The following is an 18,525-nucleotide window of genomic DNA, read 5'->3' as shown; positions in this document are numbered from 1 at the left end:
CTATCTGTTCATTTTCGTTCACTATTCTAGTCACTACATTCAGTTCGTCCACACTTGGCTGTTGTCTCAGTTAGCATTAAATTCTTGCTTAACTTCTCTACTAAATCAAAGTCTTTCATTTTCACCTTTTATCACCTTTAAATTTTCTTTTCTTCACATTCACTTCTTCGGCAATTGATACTAAGTCTATTAATTTATTTATTACTATCTAAATCCAACTTGATTACACTCATATTCTAGTAATTTTTTACCCAAAAAACGGTATTTAAAACGCTTTCTCGAGTCTCTTTTGATGCTACAATAATAGTACATGAATGACTTCAGGTAGATACTAATATTTGATAATTTAGACTATTAGATATCAAAAAATCAAGATGAAATGAGGATTTTTTTTGAAAATCAAAATGTTTAAATCTAGCCTTTTGCTTCTGTTACTTAGCCTTTTATTTGGAATAGTTATTTTTCAATTAGAACACTATTCACTAAATAAGATAAACCATTTTTTTAGGTATACGGATAACTATTCTCCTATAAAAATACCTGTCAAAGTAACCAATACCAATGAGAATGAAAAAGTAATTACTATTATAGACAACGTTTCAAAAGAGAAAAAATTAGTTAATCTATATAAAGTAGTCAATCAAGGCTATTCTATTAAAGAAGGATTCAATTTTACTTTCTTACCAAAACAAGAAATAACACTATATATTCCTAATACAAATAAAAAAATGACGGACACCCCTCCCCTTAGTAATGCCTTACTATCTATTGAAACAAGCGATAATTTAAAAAGTAAAAATGAATTTGAGTGGCAACTTTTTATAAAGACAACAGATAAAACTAGGTACAAAGATGCGGTAGAGTCTCTGAAAAATCTTTATAATAGAGAGTTCAATGTGAGCTATACTTATCAAGATTTTGCAGATTTCGACAAAAGTCAAAGTTATGACTTAGGAATAGATACAGACCTTTATAATATTTCCACCTATTTAAAGATCGGAATAGTTTTCTTTACCGTCATGTTAAGCTTTTGGATTTTTTCAGTTAATAGCAAGATTCATATTTTACGACAAAATGGTTATTCTATTGTAGCAATTATAAACAACCTTATCGGTGGAAAGTCTGCCATTTTTATTTTTACATCAATTGGTTTAGTCACGTCTTTATTAGGAACCATTTCAATTAGATACTGTATCGACGTTACTATAATTATTGGCTTACTCCTATCATTTCATTATTCTTGGTTAATAATAATGGTATATGTCGTAGAGAAATTAAATCGAAGAAAAAAAGATAGTCAAAATAAAATTGAAAAGTTTGGTATTAATTTATTACCGACCACTATAAAACTTATTTTTTTGATGATGTTAGTCATAACTAATATAGATTTAGCAAGCATTATAGATCAAGCATCTGATTTAACTCTTAATAAGGAAGTATCTAGACAAGTAACTGAAGATAATTATCATGTTTTTTTCCCAATCGTTGTTGGAAAAAATCAAATTGATTTTTTATATGATCAGTATTATGGAGAAGAAGAAGAAGGGCATATCTATCGCTATTTAAACCAAAAAGGAAGCTTGCTAGTAAATATAGAAGGATACAGTTTTAAAGAAAATGAAATATTTGCAAGAGAGATCCAACTTAATCCGAATTATTTAAAAAAATTCACTATTTTAGATGAACATAATCAGCGAGTCTTAATAGAAGAGGACCAAAAAAATAGAATATTGCTAATTCAAGAAAAATTCAAGAAAAATGATGCGGCATTAAACAAAATAAAAGAATACTATTTTAAAGAATTACCACAATATGATAAAAAATTAACCACTATTATCTATATAAAAGACAAACAACCTATCTACAGTTTTGTACCTAATCATCCATGGATTGATGACTACCCTATTTTGAATATTTTAACCATAAAAAATAGTGATAGTTGGGAAAGAAATATCTTTAATGGCGATAAATACCCACCACTCAAAATAAAAACGGATAAAAAATTAATTAGCGACCTTAATGTCATATTAGATAAGTATAACATGACAGATAATTTACCTTCCTTTATACCATATCACAAATCTGACATCACTCTAATAAAAAGACTATCTGGTTCATTGGCCTCTTTATTAACCAGCTCTTTATTAACTATCTTTACATTTTCTATTGTTTGCTTGTTAACTACTGTCTCTTTTTTTCAATATCATAATAAAAAGTTTTACTTACTAAGATTACATGGTTATTCTTTTTTTAAAACATATGAATTAGTATTTTTATTAGTGGCATTTGAATTAATTATAGGTTTATCACTAGCTATATTCTTGTCTGAAATAAACAAAGAATTCATTATTAATATATCTTTAGCTATGCTACTTAATATAAGTATCGTAAGTATGACCTTATTATTTGTTGAAAAAAGAAAAGTTAATTAATTTTTCAAAGGAGCGCACGATGACTAAAAATGAAATAATAGCTATACACAATATCGAAAAAATAAGACACGACAAAATAATTTTTTCGATAGATAATTTGACTGTAAATACAGGCGACTTCGTCACGGTTAAAGGCCCCAGTGGTTCTGGAAAGACTACTCTATTGAACATACTAGGAATGACCGATACAGTTAGTTCCGGAGAGTATTTATTTGAAGGTGTTGAGGCAAGAAAACTAAAAGAAAAAGAAAAATTGAAAATAAAGAGAAATAAAATATCTTTTTTATTTCAAGATTTCGGGTTAGTCGAAGAAGAAACAATCAATTTCAATTTAGAAATAGGCTTAAAATACAGCGATTTGAATAAAAAAGAGAAAAAAAAGAAAAAAAAAGAAGCACTATGTCGTGTAAATTTAAATAAAAAACTATCGACCACTATTAGTAGTTTATCTGGAGGTGAAAAACAAAGAGTAGCACTGGCTCGAATTATTTTAAAACCTTCCATACTTATTTTAGCAGATGAACCCACAGGTTCTTTAGATTCTTTAAATAGAGAGATAGTGACTGATATTTTATTACAACAAACAAAAAATGGGAAAGGAGTCGTAATTGTAACCCATGACGAAGAAGTGGGAAAAAAAGGAAATAAGACAATCCATTTTTAAGTTTATTAGCTTTTAAGAATCCCCTATCTTGCTTATAAAAGACGTAATTTTTCTAAAATCAGCCTTACACAAAACCATGGAGAACCCTACAATTTTTTAAAATTTAAATGCGTCCTCAGATTAATTAGGTAAACACGTTCTAAAACTAGTTTCAGCTAACACCTTTTAATGCACTCACCTCAAAAATAAGGTATATTATTAGATGAGGTGATTAACATGGGAAAATATTTATTTGATAATAAAGGACAAGCAGCTATTACAAACTATCACGAAAAAAACAAACCTGGAAAACTAGATAAAAAACAACAAGTAAAAGCGCTTCGTGAAAAAATGTTAAAGAATAAAAAGAATACTGACAAGTCATAACAAAGTAAAAGCTTAGTTCTCAATTCTTGAGAGCTAAGCTTTTTACGTTTATTTTTAGTGTGACAGAGTTGGCTGCTGGGTGGTATTCATCACTTAAGGATATCATGATGTCATATGATTCTATCAATAATAAGAAACAAGTTAACATACGTACTTGGTTTGCTACACGATTGTGATATTAAATCAAGTAGGTATTGTTTTTCAAGTAGCTTCCCTCCCAGAAATAAAACAAAAATAGACCCTACTAGAGCACCTACTTACTACTATATTTGCCTCTGTTAACCTTGATTAGTCCTACTATTCTGACAAAGTGATTAGTTAGTATCTTAGTCACGACTTTCTATAGATTTTTTGACACAACAATAGATAACCATCAGCCACTTAAGACTGAGTAAAGATAAACTTAAGTAAGGTTGAGGCGTTCGAATAACACAAAAAAAGAGACCTACATAGGTCTCTTTTTATCTCGCTTTTAAGCAGCCTATACATAGTAGATAACCCGCAAAGTCCCCTTGTTTTTGGCGAGCCTGTTCCACATTGACTAGCTCCTCATACCACGAAGCATCCCATGACATTTGTCCCATGTAACGAGCTAGCGGTTTTAAAGTTGCCATAAAGCCATTGTGCAGAGCCGTCCGTGAAGCATCCATTTGTTGTTTTTGCTCCTTCGTATAACTTAACCAATCATTGCGTTTTTTGACATACTCTGAGGCGGATTCAATCACCGAGGACCATAAAAAGTTAAAATCTTCATCCGTGCTATCTGCTGATCCGTGTATTTTATTATACAAAACCAACGCCTCCTCAAATGACAAGGCATTTTTTTTTACCAAATAGTCTTCATAATTAAACATAACGACTAACCTCCTTGATGTGTTCACTTTTGCTACACTTTATAGTACCGTGATTCTAGTATCTTGTAAAATATATATAAAAAACATCCTCATGAGGGTACTCACAAGGATGCAGCGACGCTATTTTGTAAATCACTGGGGGAACTTAACCAATATATTGCACAGTATTTTCAATCGCTAATAAATTTTCACGATAGACACGTAATTCATTTCGATTGATATCTCCTTGCTCAAAAGCATCTTGAATTCCATCTCTTTCTAATTGAATCGCATAAGTTAACCACTCATCTACACTATCGACTGATGATTTTTCCCGATTCGGCCCACGTTGTTTTAACCGCGCAAAATAAAAATCAACTAACTCTTGTGGGTACTCATCTGGTTCTAACTCTTGTAAATGATTCAAGACATAGGTTCGATTACTATCTTGTAAATACTCACGCTCAGCACGCCGTTCCTCAAAACTCAATGGACGAAACTTTATAAAACGCAACTTTTTACGAATAATTCGGCCATAAAACATATTGTTGCGATATTTTTGATCACGAGTCAAACGATATAACCTACGATTTAAACGCCTTAAATGCATAAAAGCGGTTTGAAAACTAATCGCTCCTTCTGTCACTTGTAGCAACGTATCGGCAAACTTCCAGCGTAAGACATGCTCCATTAGACGGTCTTGACTATCGCCTAATTCATCTGAGTTAAGTAATGTCATAATCCGATCATTGTACATCGTAATCACTCGTTCAATGGCTAAATGATTCTCTGGGGTTTCTTGAGCTTTCAATTGTAAAATAACTTCGCGTAAAATAGCAATTTCTTGATCATGAGCCATTCTATCTGAAGTGACTTCTTTTTCCTCTGCAAAGAGTGGCATAGCAAAGTTAGCTAGTATCAAGGTCGTAATAATCACACCACCTGCAATACTAATCATCAACTCTCGTTGCATGAAAGCCGATCCATCCCCTAAGATAATCGGTAGGCTCAAGGCACTGACTAAGGTAATTGTCCCCCTCACACCTGAAATGGTATATAACACAGATGTCTCCAAAATATCCTGACTGGTTTTACCTTCTGTCTTTTCAAAGTTTCTAAATAAACAAAAACATATAAAACGAATGGCTAATAAAATAGCCGTCGTACTTAAAATATAAGCAATTAGTGTGACGTTATTAATATTATTATTTTCCCAAACAACACGAATCACTCGTGGTAATTGCGTTCCCAATAGTACAAAAACTAAGCCATTCAAACTAAAACTTAACATTGACCACGTATTCTTTGATAAGACATTTAATTGGGCAACTTCTGGTGTCACTTTTTGATAACTAAAGGAGTAAACAATCCCCCCACTAACTGCTGCTAAAATGCCGTTGACCCCAAAATGTTCTGCGACTAAAAAAATACCGAAAGGTAATAATAATTCTAATAACAAAAAGGACACATTACTTTCAATCCCCAAGCTACGAAGCCATCTCACAAGTTGCATAGCTAGGAAACTAATTAGAATCCCTACCAAAATCCCTCCTAGAGAAATTAGTACAAAGCTCACACTGGCAGTGGTAAAAGAAAAGACGCCGGTTAAAAGTGCCGCTACTGCAAACTGGAATGATACCAAGCCCGAAGCATCATTAATTAACGATTCTCCTTCGAGAGTATGTAAAATCTTGTTAGGAATTTTAACTTTTTCTGCCAAAGCTGAGACTGCCACTGGATCAGTCGGTGCCAAAGCTGCTGCCAAAGCAAAACTAGCTGCCCATGGTGCATTTGGTATTAACCAATGGATAAACCAACCTAACAATCCTACTGTGACAAAAACCAGACCAATCGATAGAACTAAGACTGCTTTACGTCCTTGCCATAACGACTTTTTATCCACGTTAGCCCCATCATTAAATAACAATGGTGCTAAAAATAATAGCATAAATAATTCTGATCCTAATTCAAATGAATGTAGCCCCGTTGGAATAGAAATAATCACTCCTAAAGCCACTTGAATCAAGGGTATAGCAATGTTTGGTAAAAAGCGACTAATGATATTAGAGGCTAATACCATCGTTAGCATTAATAAAATCATTTCAACAATCTGCATAAACGACCCCCTATACTAGTTTTAAGTAACTAGTTATTTTTTCACCTTCTATTTTATAATACTTACTTACAAATATATAGAAATATGCACAATCAGCTAACGGTTGTTTTTAATTACATAAAAAAACTAAAGTTAGTAAAGCTCTCCTAACTTTAGTTTCGTTACATTTTCAACTTAAAACCTCATTAATCCGTTGGGCAAGTGTCTCTACATCTAATAGGCCATACTCCTGACTAGATAGAGCTATCACTGGAATAGTTGGAAATTTCTCAGCAATATCAGCCTGAGCATAAGCATAGGTCGGCGTTAATAAGATGACACATCCTCGGCTTGCTTGTTGTTCAAGTTGATCCGAACTGTAACTTTCGACTTCCATGACACGTCCTTGTTTTTCTAAGATATTTCCCAATTTTTTTGCTAATAATTGCGTGTGCAATAAGCCTTTATCCGAAATAAAACTAAATACCAAATCAAAAATCAAAACCACGTTTGCTTTTTCCTCAGTTTCACTTATCACGTCTAGCTTAGTATCTGTCATCTCTTAACCTACCCTCTCTTAATCTTGCTAACTATCACACAGTTGACGGAGTCTAATGAAAATAATACCTGTTCTAATTACGTTCAGTATACACATACTCAGCTTTAATAACTAGTTTTTACCATTCTAAATGACTAAAAACCTGATTCACAAGGTTTCCCTAAAATGAATCAAGTTTTCATAGACTGTTACAAAAGGTTTATCTTAGGTGCTGAGACAGATTTTAGTGTTACTATTTCCTGACCTTGTAAACTAGTAACGTGATAACTTATTATTAAGTATGGAAATCGGACTTCTTTTTACCAAAAAAGTTAAGCCTTTTTATCTGAGACCGTCACAATCGTCTCTTTTGCAGCATAGGTAGGCATCGCTTTAAACAATTGTAATAAAGCTGGTGTTTGATTATGCGCTTCGATTGCTGCAGCATCTCGCCAGTTTTCAACCATCACAAACTTGTTGGCTTCTTCAAAAGATTCATATAGCTCATAGGCTAAACAACCTTCTTCGTCTCTAGCTGAGGTTAAAAGTACTTTGGCATCTGCTAAAAAATTTTCGCGTTGCTCGCTTTTAATAAAAAATATCGCATTGATAACTTTCACTTCTGACACGCTCCTTTTATTTAAACGTTGTAATTTTTTCTGAGGCTAAACGAACTGATTCGTACCCTTTATCGACTGCTTTACCTACTGATAAAATCATAACTGGGACGTAACGCTCTTTGTCCATATCAAAAGCTTCTGCTAATTGATCTGCTTCAAAACCACCAATCGCATTGGTATCATATCCATGATGACGAGCAACTAACATAAACTGCATCGCCGCTAAACTTGCATCAATCTTAACCACATCATTCATCTCTTTTTTAGAAAAATTTTCATAAAAAGGTAAAATTGCCGCTAATTGTTGATCACGAACCTCACTTGGCATTTTCCCTTCGGCTACAGCTTGACCATAAATTTCTTCCCCATACTCATGGCATTGCATATCACCAAAGATTAAAACCATTGCTGATGACGTGTTATTTTGACTGCCATTAAAACGAACTAGAGGCAGTAATTTTGCTTTGGCCTCTTCAGATTCAACCACAACAAAGCGCCAAGGTTGCATATTGACTGATGAAGGGGCTTTTGTTGCTTCTGAAATCATTTCTAACATTTCTGCTTGAGAAATTTTAACCGTTTCATCATAGGCACGAATTGATCTTCTTCCGAAGACAACGTCATTAAAATCATTATTTTTTACATTACTCATTTATTTTTCCCTCTTTCTTTCTCTCCATATTAACTTAAATAGCTTTAATTAGAACTTCAATATTCCCTTGGGTCGCCTTTGAATAAGGACACGTTTGGTGAGCCAATTCTAGTAACTCTTGGGCTTTTTCTAAAGAAACCCCTTCAATATGCCCTTCTAATTCAACACCCAATTGAACGTCTGGCAAATCAGATTTGCTCACATTATATAAACTAACAGTGGCACTGATAGTTGACTCTCCCACCACCTCGTGATGTTTTTTGACAAAATCTAACGCACTATTAAAACAAGCACTATAGCCTGCAGCAAATAATTGTTCTGGGTTCGTTGCACCCTCAGCTTTTTTGCCCGGTGGTAAAATATCTAACTGAAATAAGCCATCAGTTGAATGAACTTCACCCGCTCGTCCTCCTGTATTAATGACTTTTGTTGCGTATACTTTTTTCATGTCACTACCTTCTTTCCACTCGATAAATTAGATTGTACACAATCTAATTGTGTTTGACAAGTGTTTTGTTTTAAAAAAAAAGCTGTTATCCTAAGATAACAGCTTTAACTATCTCATTATCCTTACGACTCGCCAACATGATAATTGCCACGTAAATAATCATTATATCCAAAAATAAAACTCTCAATTAAAACAAAAAAAGTTGAGGTAGTTTGTAACCACCAATCAGTTAAATCAGGACTCTTACTACTTCTAGCGTACAAGCTATAAGTTGAATTTTTTGATAACCAATTACTTTTATAGTTAGTAATCGATACTAAAAAACTTTTTTTCAAATTTAAAATATTAATAACACCTTCTAGGTCCGTGTTTTCACCAGATAATGATAAGACAAAAATCATGTCTGATTCACCTAATTGTTCAAGCATTCTTTTAAATTCAGAACTTTTAGGATTACCAGGTATCAAAGAAACATTTTTTCCTGTTAATAATAGCTGCCTTTGAAGTTCTAAAGCTTGATTCTGTTGCGTGACCCCAGTTGTGATCACAAATATTCGTTGAGATAGTTCAATTTTTTTATAAATACTTAACCAATCTTCTTTTCTGATTGACTCGATTAACTTTTCTGTGTCACTCAAGACTTGGTTTAAAAAATGATGACTTCCTCTTGCTTCACCACCATCTTGTGATTCCCATTTAATAAAATTACGTAACTCACTATATCCTGTAAACCCTAATTTTTGAGCAAAGCGGATCACTGAAGACTTGGATGTTAAACTTAATTGAGAAAACTCTTTAATACTCATATCCCCTACCTTCTTGCGTTGATCTAAGATAAATTCACAAATATACTTGTCAGTATCACTCAGTTCATCAAAGTGAGTATTGATTAGATCATTTAATCCCACAATTTTTCCTCCCTAATAAAAAAAGATAAGCATATACAATGCTTATCTCCTTTATATCATAAATTTGTGGAATAGACATTAATTTAATGTTGGCCAGTAATCTTTATTAGCCTCAACTAAATCATCTAAAATTGCTCGCGCGATAGTGGCATTAGGGACTGTTTTTGATAAAGTGATTGCTTGCAATAATTTTTGATACGATTTATCTAAATAAGCAGCTACCACTAATTTTTCAACCGCAACTTGTTGCTCAATCATCCCTTTTTGGAAATAAGGGATATTCCCCATAGCCAGGGGTTCATAGCCTCGTTTACTTACTAAACAAGGGACTTCTACCATCGCATCATTTGGTACATTTGCAATTGCTCCATTATTTTCGACAATTAACAACATTCTTTCATAAGTATTATAAGCTAAAGCACCGGCTAGTTGGACGATAAATTCAGCATGTTCCCCTGCCTCAATCGTCGTATTTTCAGCTGTGCCTTCCGTTGCAATCCGTCTACATTCAGCAAAAACATTTTTTTCACGATTAGCCATTACCTCGTCAGCCCTAGTAAAATCTGGGTTTGAATGTGCTGCAATTTCATCTGGGAATAAATAATATTTTAGATAAGTATTTGGTAGTGTTTCGGGATCAACGGCATAAATATCTTTAGCCTTTAAAAAAGTATCCATCCAACTTGCTTCTTCAAGTAACGGATTATCATTAGCTTCACCCGCTGGGCCATATCCCCATTTGGCAACATGTTCTTTTATTTGTGGCATTAAATCATTGCCCTCTTTGTCTAACATTTCTGTCCACCAACCAAAATGATTTAACCCATAGTAACGATCGATAATGTCGTTGCCATCTTCTAACCCTATAATATCAGCGATCCCTTTTTTAATAGCTACTGGCATATCACAAATATTAATTATTTTAGAATTCGGTTTTAAAATTCTAGTTGCTTCAGCCACAATCGAAGCTGGGTTAGAATAATTCAACATCCAAGCATCTGGTGAATATTTTTCCATATAATCAACCAGCTCGATAACACCTGGAATTGAACGCATTCCGTAAGCAATTCCTCCTGGCCCACATGTTTCTTGACCAACAACACCATGCTTCAGTGGTATTTTTTCATCCATAGCACGCATTGGTAAGCCACCCACTCTGATATGTGCCATAACAAAATCAACATCACTAAAAGCTTCTTCTGGATCTGTTGTTGAAATAAATTCAATTTCAGGTGCTCGTTCTCTGACGATGATTTCACAAGCATCCGCTACGATTTTTTGACGATCATAATCATTATCATAAAATTTCAATGTTTTCAATGGGAATTTATCTTGATTTTCGATTAACATCATTACAATCCCTGCAGTATAAGTACTACCTCCACCGGCGATGACAACTGATTTTTTTTCTAACATATTTATTCCCTCACTTTTCTTATTGTTTAATACATCTCTAGTCTATTAGTTATCTTAAAATATTCAACCGTTTTCATTACATCTGGAACTAGGTTCACTGTGTGACACTTATTCTAAACCTAAGGCTTCACACACCTCTTCTTTAAAGGGTTGCACTCCCATTCCAATAATAACTTGGACATTTTTTTCATTCATGACAACGCCTTTACATAAACTGATTTTTTCTAATAACACTTTATCAACCTTCTCTGGTTCCTTAACTTCAACTCTCAAACGCGTAAAGCAATTTGTAATTTCTTCAATATTTTCTGCCCCACCTAAACCACTGATTACTAAATCAATGTCGCCTTGCTGATTGACCTGCGCCTCATTAATTGATGCAACGTTTGTTTCTTGCCCATTTACACCAACAACAGCTAGCTCTTCCTCTCTACCTGGTGTTTTTAAATTGAACTTCTTAATTAAAAAGACAAACACAACATACCAGACAACCGACATTACTAACCCAACAAGTACAAATAAATATACTTTTGTTAAACTTGGACTAAAGACTGAATTAGAAACTACGGTATCAATGATGCCATCTTTAACAAAGGTGCGAATACCTAACCCCCAAATTAATGCCTCTGAAAATCCAGCTAATAAACTGTGAACAAACCATAGTAAGGGTGAGGCAAATAAAAAGGTGAAATCAAGCGCTTCAGTAATACCTGCTACAGTTCCTACAAAGGCAGCGGGTAACACCATTCCTTTCACTTCATCTTTTCTTGATTTTTTAGCACAATGAATTAAAGCTAAAGCAATTGGAATACAAGCAAATACTTTAGAAAAACCGAATAAAGCAAAACGAAGTGACGGGTCTAATGTAGTAATAGTTCCTACATTTGCCATTTCAGCATAAAAAATATTGACTGCACCTGTATACATTTGCCCATTAATCTCAGCTGTTCCACCAATCGCAGTAAAACAAAATGGCATCCATAATAGGTGATGTAAACCTGTTGGAATTAAGAAGCGATTTCCAAACCCATATAAGAAAACACCAAATAATCCAGCACCTAAAATCACACCTGACAATGATTCAATACCATTATTAATAACCGGCCACACATAAGATAAAATAATAGCTAACACTAATGTAATCGGTATCATAATAATAAAGGCTAAACGTGGTCCTGCATAAATACTTAGCATATCAATAAATTGTTTTTCAGAAAATTTATTATGAATATAGGCTGTCACACAACCTAAAATCATTCCTAAAAAGACATTCATATCAACCACTTGAAACCCTAAAACGTAACCCTGTCCTGTCCCATAAAGACCCATAGCACCTTCTTTTGCTAACATACCATGTGTTGTTAACCAGGCATTATTGGCTGCTAAAAAAATTAAGAAAACGATAACTGATAAAACGCCAGCCTCCATTTTATTTTTTTTAGCCATAGATGATGTGATAGCAATACAGAATATTAACGCTAAATTATTCAACATGCCGTCCATCATACTTTTAATTAATAACCCTAATTGCTGAATAAAACTTGGCATAACTTCTAACTGCATAATAACTGAAAACGCTAAAAACAGCCCCATCACTGCCATAAATTTAACAGGAATTATAGCCGATCTGGAAAATTTTTGCATTGCCTCTTTCATTAAATCATCTCTCCCTCATTCTTTTTTCTTCTCTATTAGCATACCTATTCGTGATAACGGTTTCAACAAAGTTCACCCCTTTTGGACTTAGGTCTCACCACTTGAACCTGTTACGATTGTAACTACATAAAAAGACTAACATTAAAATGTTAGTCTTTTGCCATAGCTAAAACTGCTCATCTAATAATTCAATTTCTTCGCCAGCTGCCACCCGTTCCTTAATAGCTCTTTTTCCCCAATCTGACATGCAACTCATTAACTTTCCTAAAGATTGACCTTCCTCAGTTAGTTGATACTCCACTTTGGGTGGGATTTGTGTGTAAATTTTTCGATTAACAATCTTATCTTGTTCTAATTCACGTAATTGCTGCGTTAACATTTTTTGCGTAATTTGTGGAATCTTGCGTCGTAACTCGCTTGTTCTCAATGTTCCTTGACGTAGATGGCAAATAATAATGGGCTTCCACTTACCACCAATCAGATCAAGCGTTGCTTCAACTGCAATATTGTATGTTTTTTTCACTAATGATTCCTCCAATTCATTTATTTTCCAATAGGCACTTTTTAGTACCTACCGCACAAAAAAGTACCTACTTACTTCTAAGTCCTGTTCATTGTACAATAACCTCGGTATTAAAAAAAGGAGGCATTAACTTTATGACAACATCATTCACCTCATTATTTACACAAAGTACTTTAAATAGCGGTGCTACCCTTGATTCAAAATTTGTTATGGCCCCAATGGTGGCAGAAGGTTCTTCCTTTGAAGGTTACGTCGGTTTAGATGACCTAGCTTATTTCAATCGTCGCTCAAAAACAGCTTCTCTTTTAATTACAGGTGCCACTGCTGTTGCACCTTATGGAAACGCCTTTGGTTATGGTTTAGCTAGCCTTGATGATTCTTACTTGCCTGGTTTAACTGATTTAGCCAAGACTATGAAACAAGATAATGCTAAAGCCGTCTTACAATTATTCCATCCTGGCCGTGAGGCTCGTTATAGTTATCAAACAGAGGGCGTTGCTTATGGTCCTAGTACTAAACAATTTTCTTTCTTAGACTATCCAACTACCGAGCTATCTAATGAACAAATTGAAGAAATGATTCAAGCTTTTGCTCTTGCAACTTCTCGCGCCATCCGAGCTGGGTTCGATGGAATTGAAATCCATGGTGCCAATCACTATTTAATCCAACAATTTTTTTCAACAATTTCTAATACACGGATTTATATGTCTCAGATTTTGCTAATTACCAAATAGAAGCACCCCAAATAATTTGGAAAGATCCACCTTCAATCAATGATTGGCGACTATTCGGTGATACTTTAATTGCTATTAGAAAGGATAAATAATTGATGAAACCAGTGATACTCTTAATATCAGGCTTAGCCTTTTTTAGTTTTACTCAATCAATGTATGCCGTGACACTAGATAGTAAAGAAGTGACAATTATTATCGAAGGAGATCAAGAGCAAAGATTTAGTGATAGCTCAAGCAGAATAACTAAACAAGGAACTATCCCCATTGTTTTAGAAAACAATGCTGTAACCACACTTTTAACAACTAATCAATTTAATAACTACCCATTTCTAACTGTTTTTAATAGTCAAAAAGAAACATCTCACGAAAGAATAACAACCGATGCACAAAAAAAAATAGCGACAGTTACTCAATCTGAGGTCGATACTACTGTACAAACAATACCCACAGAAAAACAGATAAAAAATCATACACTTTTTCCTAGTGACTCTATTGTTATTTTAAATCAAGAAGATGATTTACTACCTGATTACAATTTAGCCAAGCATTCTTATCTAGGGAATTTGATGGGTGCAACTTCTCAATCTATTAACCGCTAAAACTTAAAAGTTAATAACTCCTAGATTTGAAACCTAATAGATTGTTAACTTTTCTCAATGTTATTCAGCCATAACTTTAAAAAATGCGACTAGTCTACCCTATCTAAGGAAACTATGGGACACGCTTATTGTAGATTCTCTTCAAAAATCATTTTACTAACCTATACTATTAGCTATCAAGGGCTATCTACAACTAAGTTATTTTTTTCACCATAGAAACTCTTGTTTGACAAGAATTTCTTTTTTCATTACACTGAGTTTATATTACATACTAGGGGTGCGCATATGACAACAGAACATCACTCTTTAGAACAGAGCATTTGCTTTCAGCTTTATGTTTCTTCTAAAGAAATTATCCGTCTTTATAAACCTTATCTAGATAACTTCAACCTAACCTACACAGGTTTTATTGCCATGATGGCCATCGAAGATGGGATGTCTGTTCGTTCATTAGGTGAAAAATTATTTTTAGATTCTGGGACACTCAGTCCGTTATTAAAAAAGTTAGAAACACAGACTTATCTCACAAGAATACGTTCAACTAAAGATGAACGTCTCATGGTCTTGCACTTAACTGAAGCGGGATTAGCTATTAAAGCTCAACTACCGGCTATTTCTGAGAAAATTTACAAAGAAATTCATCAGAAAAACCCAACTATTGATTATCCCAAACTTTTAAACTTACTAACACAATTAAATACTACTTTTTAATAAAAGAACGTCTCCAATAGTAGTCATTGGAGACGTTCTTTGTTAATCTATTAAGTTAGCTAACTCCTTAGCAGAATGAATATCAATAACTAGTGTATTGGCATAACCACCAGTTAAAGCAGCGTGAATGGCAGGAACTTTCCTCTTACCACCCGCTACTAAAATGGTATCTGCTTTATCTTTTAATTCTTCCAACTCAACCCCAATTGTTCGACTGTTAATCTCTTGATTCGCAATTTTACCTTCTTTTGTAATAAACCGGGATAAAATATCTCCCACAGCTTCTTTTTGTAAGGCTAATATTTCATCCTGATTGAAATAATTTAATTGAAATAACATGGAATGACGCTCCACACTACCGACTGTAAACACAGCAATTGAGGTTTTACGACCTTGCTCCATCAAATATTGCATGTGGCTTTCGCGCATCACTAAGTCTTTTGTTTTTTGATATTCAAAAATAACTGGTAGAGGTAAAATTTCAGATTTAGCATGGAAAGCTTTTGTGAATAAACTCATCACTTCATGTGAGTAATTGGTAATAGAGGCATGGGATTCGCCGCCTTTTAATTGAACAATATTAGTATTACTTAGGGGCATTTCCCTTAATTCCTTAGCAACAGCATACATGGTTTCACCAAAACCGACTCCAATCATATCTCCATCATGGACAATCTCTTGTAGATAATTTGCCGCTTGCTTGCCTAAATTTTGAGAAATATTGACCTCATCATTGGAATGGGTATAGGTTATAATTACTTTTTTCAAGCCATAGTGTGTCAATAATAATTCTTCCAATTTTTCTGAATCATCAAAAGGATCTACTATCGAGATCTGAACATATCCTTCATCCTTAGCAAACTGCAGCAAGCGGGAAACAGTTGGTCTCGAAAGCCCCATTTCTTTAGCGATTTCACTTTGATCTAGTTCACTATCATAATAATATTTCGCTACTTGTACAGCTTGTCTAATCTTCTTCCGATAGGCATTATTCACGATAATCCTCCTTAATTTCTCCGTTATTTGACATATTTCCACCTTGATTATAGCACAGATCAGCCTTGCCCCAACAAAAAAAGAGTAGGAAGCCCCTACTCTTTTAACGAACTATTTACCGATAATTTTAATACTTGCGCTTGTACCTAAACGTGTAGCACCAGCATCAATAAAGGCATTGGCTTCTTCAGCATTATGAATCCCACCTGATGCTTTTACTTCTGTTTTATCGCCAACTGTCGCTTTCATTAACTTAACATCTTCTAATTTTGCCCCACTTGTTGAAAAACCAGTTGATGTTTTAACAAATTCAGCACCAGAGTTCATAACTAATTCACTCACTTTAGCAATTTCTTCATCTGTTAATAGTGCTGTTTCGATAATCACTTTAACCAATTTACTTGAAGCATGTGCTACTTCAACAACGGCATTGATATCATTTTGTACAGCTTCATAATTTTTACCTTTTAATTCACCGATATTGATTACCATATCTAACTCTTCAACACCATCTTCAATCGCTTGTTTTGCTTCTGCTACTTTAATAGCAGTTGTATTGGCTCCTAAAGGAAAGCCAATAACACAAGCTGGTTTTACAGTTGTGCCTTCTAATGCTTTTGAGACACGCGCTACCCAATAAGGATTTACCATTACTGTGGCAAAGCCATGTTCTTTTGCTTCTGCTACTACACGGTCAACATCTGCTTCGGTTGCAGCTGCACCTAAAATTGTATGATCTAAATATTTAGCTAACTCCATCAAAAAAACCTCCTCTTGAAAGTAACTTCATCTTACCACTGTTATTTACATTTGTAAAATGTTATTTTTTTACATTTTTGTACATTTTTGAAATTACTTTCATTTTTGTTGTTTACATTTCTAAAATAGATGTGTATGCTATAAGTAGAAATAATACTAATTTATAGGGAAGTGATTCGTAAGCTCGTCATTTTTTAGTTTTTTAATCAAATAAATTATTGGAGGCGTTAAAACTATGAGTCAACAAGAACCAAAACAAAAGAAATCATTTCATTTATTTAAACTAAAAGCTACCGAAACTGAGGAGGGTTATTTAGACCGTATCCCTTGGTTCCAATTTATTTTATTATCACTTCTATTTCCACTTTGGGCAGCAGCAGCTAGTTTGAATGATATTTTAATCACACAATTTAAAACCGTTTTCACTCTTAGTAATTTTGCAAGCGCTTTTGTTCAGAGTGCCTTTTATGGCGGGTACTTTTTAATTGCTATGCCAGCTTCGAATGTTATTAAGAAAACCTCATATAAATTTACAATCTTAGTGGGACTATTACTTTACACAATTGGCTGCTCTTTATTTTTCCCTGCTTCACACGTGGCTACCTATAGTATCTTTTTAGTTGCTATTTTTGCTATCGCAATTGGTCTTAGCTTTTTAGAGACAGCAGCTAATACTTATAGCTCATTATTAGGACCGAAAGAAACTTCTACTTTACGTTTAAATATTTCACAAACCTTCTATCCAATCGGAGCTGTATCTGGTATTTTATTAGGTAAATATTTAATCTTTAGTGAAGGTGCTAGTTTAGAAGAACAAATGAAAGGGTTAACAGGAACTGCTCGTATTCAATTTGGTGAAGAAATGCTGCAAAAAACCTTGTTACCTTATAAATTTATTATCATTATTTTAATTGTCATGATGATATTATTCGCCTTAACTGAGTTTCCAAAATCTAAACCTAAAACAACAACTAACGAAAAAGATGCTAAAATATCAGAAACCTTAGCTTACTTAGCTAAGAATAAAGAATTCTTAAAAGGAATTGGCACACAATTCATGTATATTGGGATGCAAACAGCGGTTTGGTCATTCACTATCCGTTTGGCAATGTCCTTAGACCCTAGCATTAACGAACGTAGTGCTTCAACTTATATGGTATTTAGTTTTATCGCCTTTTTCTTAGGTAAAATGTTAGCAAACTTTTTAATGAAAAAAATCTCACCATCAAAAGTATTGTTTATCTTTAGTATCCTTGGTTCATTATCATTACTTTACATTATGTTCGTTCATAATATGTCAGCTGTCTATTTCACAATTCTTGTCAGTGGCTTATTCGGACCATGTTGGGCTACTATTTACTCACAAACCCTTGATACTGTCACAGATAAACGTCATACTGCCACAGCAGGTGCGATTATCGTTATGTCTATAATTGGTGGAGCTGTTATTCCATTGATTCAAGGTTTAGTAGCTGACTGGACTGGTTCTATGTCACTTTCATTTGTTGTATCACTTGTTTGCTTTATCGTTGTTATTATTTATTCAAAAAATAGAATGAAAAAAGAAGCATAAAT

19 protein-coding genes are annotated in these 18,525 nt (G+C 33.8%); 7 read left to right on the top strand and 12 right to left on the bottom strand.

Annotated elements, in window-relative coordinates:
* The first annotated feature begins 392 nt into the window (after positions 1-392).
* From OL234_RS00845 to OL234_RS00835, 3 genes are all read left to right on the top strand, one after another.
* Positions 393-2,432 carry a DUF1430 domain-containing protein gene (locus OL234_RS00845; RefSeq protein ID WP_275469286.1) on the top strand — a complete coding sequence of 680 codons (2,040 nt, stop codon included), beginning with the start codon at positions 393-395 and terminating at the stop codon, positions 2,430-2,432.
* 19 nt (positions 2,433-2,451) lie between these two features.
* Positions 2,452-3,096 carry an ATP-binding cassette domain-containing protein gene (locus tag OL234_RS00840; protein WP_275469285.1) on the top strand — a complete coding sequence of 215 codons (645 nt, stop codon included), beginning with the start codon at positions 2,452-2,454 and terminating at the stop codon, positions 3,094-3,096.
* A gap of 216 nt (positions 3,097-3,312) precedes the next feature.
* Positions 3,313-3,462 (top strand): hypothetical protein, encoded by a 150-nt coding sequence (locus OL234_RS00835; protein WP_275469284.1) that lies wholly within the window; start codon positions 3,313-3,315, stop codon positions 3,460-3,462.
* Positions 3,463-3,923: 461 nt separating this feature from the next.
* Here the strand turns inward: OL234_RS00835 and OL234_RS00830 are convergent, their stop codons facing one another.
* From OL234_RS00830 to OL234_RS00785, 10 genes are all read right to left on the bottom strand, one after another.
* Positions 3,924-4,316: a hypothetical protein gene (locus tag OL234_RS00830; RefSeq protein ID WP_275469283.1), complete on the bottom strand. Its 393-nt coding sequence runs from the start codon at positions 4,314-4,316 to the stop codon at positions 3,924-3,926.
* Between the two features lie 145 nt (positions 4,317-4,461).
* Positions 4,462-6,411, bottom strand: a complete 1,950-nt coding sequence (locus OL234_RS00825) for a Na+/H+ antiporter (protein WP_275469282.1) — start codon at positions 6,409-6,411, stop codon at positions 4,462-4,464.
* Positions 6,412-6,580: 169 nt separating this feature from the next.
* Positions 6,581-6,949 carry a hypothetical protein gene (locus tag OL234_RS00820; protein ID WP_275469281.1) on the bottom strand — a complete coding sequence of 123 codons (369 nt, stop codon included), beginning with the start codon at positions 6,947-6,949 and terminating at the stop codon, positions 6,581-6,583.
* A gap of 311 nt (positions 6,950-7,260) precedes the next feature.
* Positions 7,261-7,557, bottom strand: a complete 297-nt coding sequence (locus tag OL234_RS00815) for a putative quinol monooxygenase (protein ID WP_437184447.1) — start codon at positions 7,555-7,557, stop codon at positions 7,261-7,263.
* 7 nt (positions 7,558-7,564) lie between these two features.
* A complete protein-coding gene (locus OL234_RS00810; protein WP_275469280.1) occupies positions 7,565-8,200 on the bottom strand; it encodes a nitroreductase family protein in 636 nt (211 codons plus the stop codon).
* 34 nt (positions 8,201-8,234) lie between these two features.
* Positions 8,235-8,648: an organic hydroperoxide resistance protein gene (locus OL234_RS00805; RefSeq protein WP_275469279.1), complete on the bottom strand. Its 414-nt coding sequence runs from the start codon at positions 8,646-8,648 to the stop codon at positions 8,235-8,237.
* Between the two features lie 122 nt (positions 8,649-8,770).
* The gene (locus OL234_RS00800) at positions 8,771-9,556 is read right to left on the bottom strand and encodes a MurR/RpiR family transcriptional regulator (protein WP_275469278.1); all 786 of its coding nucleotides are present in this window, start codon (positions 9,554-9,556) and stop codon (positions 8,771-8,773) included.
* Between the two features lie 78 nt (positions 9,557-9,634).
* Complete coding sequence (locus OL234_RS00795) at positions 9,635-10,972, bottom strand: 6-phospho-alpha-glucosidase (RefSeq protein WP_275469277.1); 1,338 nt, start codon at positions 10,970-10,972, stop codon at positions 9,635-9,637.
* 108 nt (positions 10,973-11,080) lie between these two features.
* Positions 11,081-12,628: a PTS transporter subunit EIIC gene (locus OL234_RS00790; RefSeq protein WP_275469276.1), complete on the bottom strand. Its 1,548-nt coding sequence runs from the start codon at positions 12,626-12,628 to the stop codon at positions 11,081-11,083.
* A 166-nt stretch (positions 12,629-12,794) separates the two neighbouring features.
* A complete protein-coding gene (locus OL234_RS00785) occupies positions 12,795-13,151 on the bottom strand; it encodes a winged helix-turn-helix transcriptional regulator (protein ID WP_275469275.1) in 357 nt (118 codons plus the stop codon).
* Between the two features lie 134 nt (positions 13,152-13,285).
* Here OL234_RS00785 and OL234_RS00780 point away from each other — a divergent pair, with 134 nt between their 5' ends.
* From OL234_RS00780 to OL234_RS00770, 3 genes are all read left to right on the top strand, one after another.
* Positions 13,286-13,885, top strand: a complete 600-nt coding sequence (locus OL234_RS00780; RefSeq protein WP_275469274.1) for an oxidoreductase — start codon at positions 13,286-13,288, stop codon at positions 13,883-13,885.
* A gap of 95 nt (positions 13,886-13,980) precedes the next feature.
* The gene (locus tag OL234_RS00775) at positions 13,981-14,484 is read left to right on the top strand and encodes a hypothetical protein (RefSeq protein WP_275469273.1); all 504 of its coding nucleotides are present in this window, start codon (positions 13,981-13,983) and stop codon (positions 14,482-14,484) included.
* 285 nt (positions 14,485-14,769) lie between these two features.
* Positions 14,770-15,195 carry a MarR family winged helix-turn-helix transcriptional regulator gene (locus tag OL234_RS00770; RefSeq protein ID WP_275469272.1) on the top strand — a complete coding sequence of 142 codons (426 nt, stop codon included), beginning with the start codon at positions 14,770-14,772 and terminating at the stop codon, positions 15,193-15,195.
* A gap of 42 nt (positions 15,196-15,237) precedes the next feature.
* Here OL234_RS00770 and OL234_RS00765 read toward each other — a convergent pair whose 3' ends face one another.
* Together OL234_RS00765 and deoC are read right to left on the bottom strand one after the other, a co-directional pair.
* Positions 15,238-16,191, bottom strand: a complete 954-nt coding sequence (locus OL234_RS00765) for a sugar-binding transcriptional regulator (protein WP_275469271.1) — start codon at positions 16,189-16,191, stop codon at positions 15,238-15,240.
* Between the two features lie 111 nt (positions 16,192-16,302).
* A complete protein-coding gene (gene deoC, locus OL234_RS00760) occupies positions 16,303-16,950 on the bottom strand; it encodes a deoxyribose-phosphate aldolase (protein WP_275469270.1) in 648 nt (215 codons plus the stop codon).
* Between the two features lie 235 nt (positions 16,951-17,185).
* Between deoC and fucP the strand changes: the two genes are divergently transcribed.
* A complete protein-coding gene (gene fucP / locus OL234_RS00755; protein WP_275469269.1) occupies positions 17,186-18,523 on the top strand; it encodes an L-fucose:H+ symporter permease in 1,338 nt (445 codons plus the stop codon).
* The last annotated feature ends 2 nt before the right edge of the window (positions 18,524-18,525 follow it).

The organism is Vagococcus intermedius (assembly GCF_029144185.1).
GTDB classification, from domain to species: Bacteria; Bacillota; Bacilli; order Lactobacillales; family Vagococcaceae; genus Vagococcus_D; species Vagococcus_D intermedius.
This window is presented reverse-complemented; position numbering and strand designations above follow the sequence as displayed.

What these genes read in the sequence shown, in the direction of transcription:
- OL234_RS00840 (WP_275469285.1), top strand. Translation starts at nt 2,452, where the DNA reads ATGACTAAAAATGAAATAATAGCTATACACAATATCGAAAAAATAAGA.
- OL234_RS00835 (WP_275469284.1), top strand. Translation starts at nt 3,313, where the DNA reads ATGGGAAAATATTTATTTGATAATAAAGGACAAGCAGCTATTACAAAC.
- OL234_RS00830 (WP_275469283.1), bottom strand. Translation starts at nt 4,316, where the DNA reads ATGTTTAATTATGAAGACTATTTGGTAAAAAAAAATGCCTTGTCATTT.
- OL234_RS00825 (WP_275469282.1), bottom strand. Translation starts at nt 6,411, where the DNA reads ATGCAGATTGTTGAAATGATTTTATTAATGCTAACGATGGTATTAGCC.
- OL234_RS00820 (WP_275469281.1), bottom strand. Translation starts at nt 6,949, where the DNA reads ATGACAGATACTAAGCTAGACGTGATAAGTGAAACTGAGGAAAAAGCA.
- OL234_RS00810 (WP_275469280.1), bottom strand. Translation starts at nt 8,200, where the DNA reads ATGAGTAATGTAAAAAATAATGATTTTAATGACGTTGTCTTCGGAAGA.
- OL234_RS00805 (WP_275469279.1), bottom strand. Translation starts at nt 8,648, where the DNA reads ATGAAAAAAGTATACGCAACAAAAGTCATTAATACAGGAGGACGAGCG.
- OL234_RS00795 (WP_275469277.1), bottom strand. Translation starts at nt 10,972, where the DNA reads ATGTTAGAAAAAAAATCAGTTGTCATCGCCGGTGGAGGTAGTACTTAT.
- OL234_RS00790 (WP_275469276.1), bottom strand. Translation starts at nt 12,628, where the DNA reads ATGAAAGAGGCAATGCAAAAATTTTCCAGATCGGCTATAATTCCTGTT.
- OL234_RS00780 (WP_275469274.1), top strand. Translation starts at nt 13,286, where the DNA reads ATGACAACATCATTCACCTCATTATTTACACAAAGTACTTTAAATAGC.
- OL234_RS00775 (WP_275469273.1), top strand. Translation starts at nt 13,981, where the DNA reads ATGAAACCAGTGATACTCTTAATATCAGGCTTAGCCTTTTTTAGTTTT.
- OL234_RS00770 (WP_275469272.1), top strand. Translation starts at nt 14,770, where the DNA reads ATGACAACAGAACATCACTCTTTAGAACAGAGCATTTGCTTTCAGCTT.
- deoC (WP_275469270.1), bottom strand. Translation starts at nt 16,950, where the DNA reads ATGGAGTTAGCTAAATATTTAGATCATACAATTTTAGGTGCAGCTGCA.
- fucP (WP_275469269.1), top strand. Translation starts at nt 17,186, where the DNA reads ATGAGTCAACAAGAACCAAAACAAAAGAAATCATTTCATTTATTTAAA.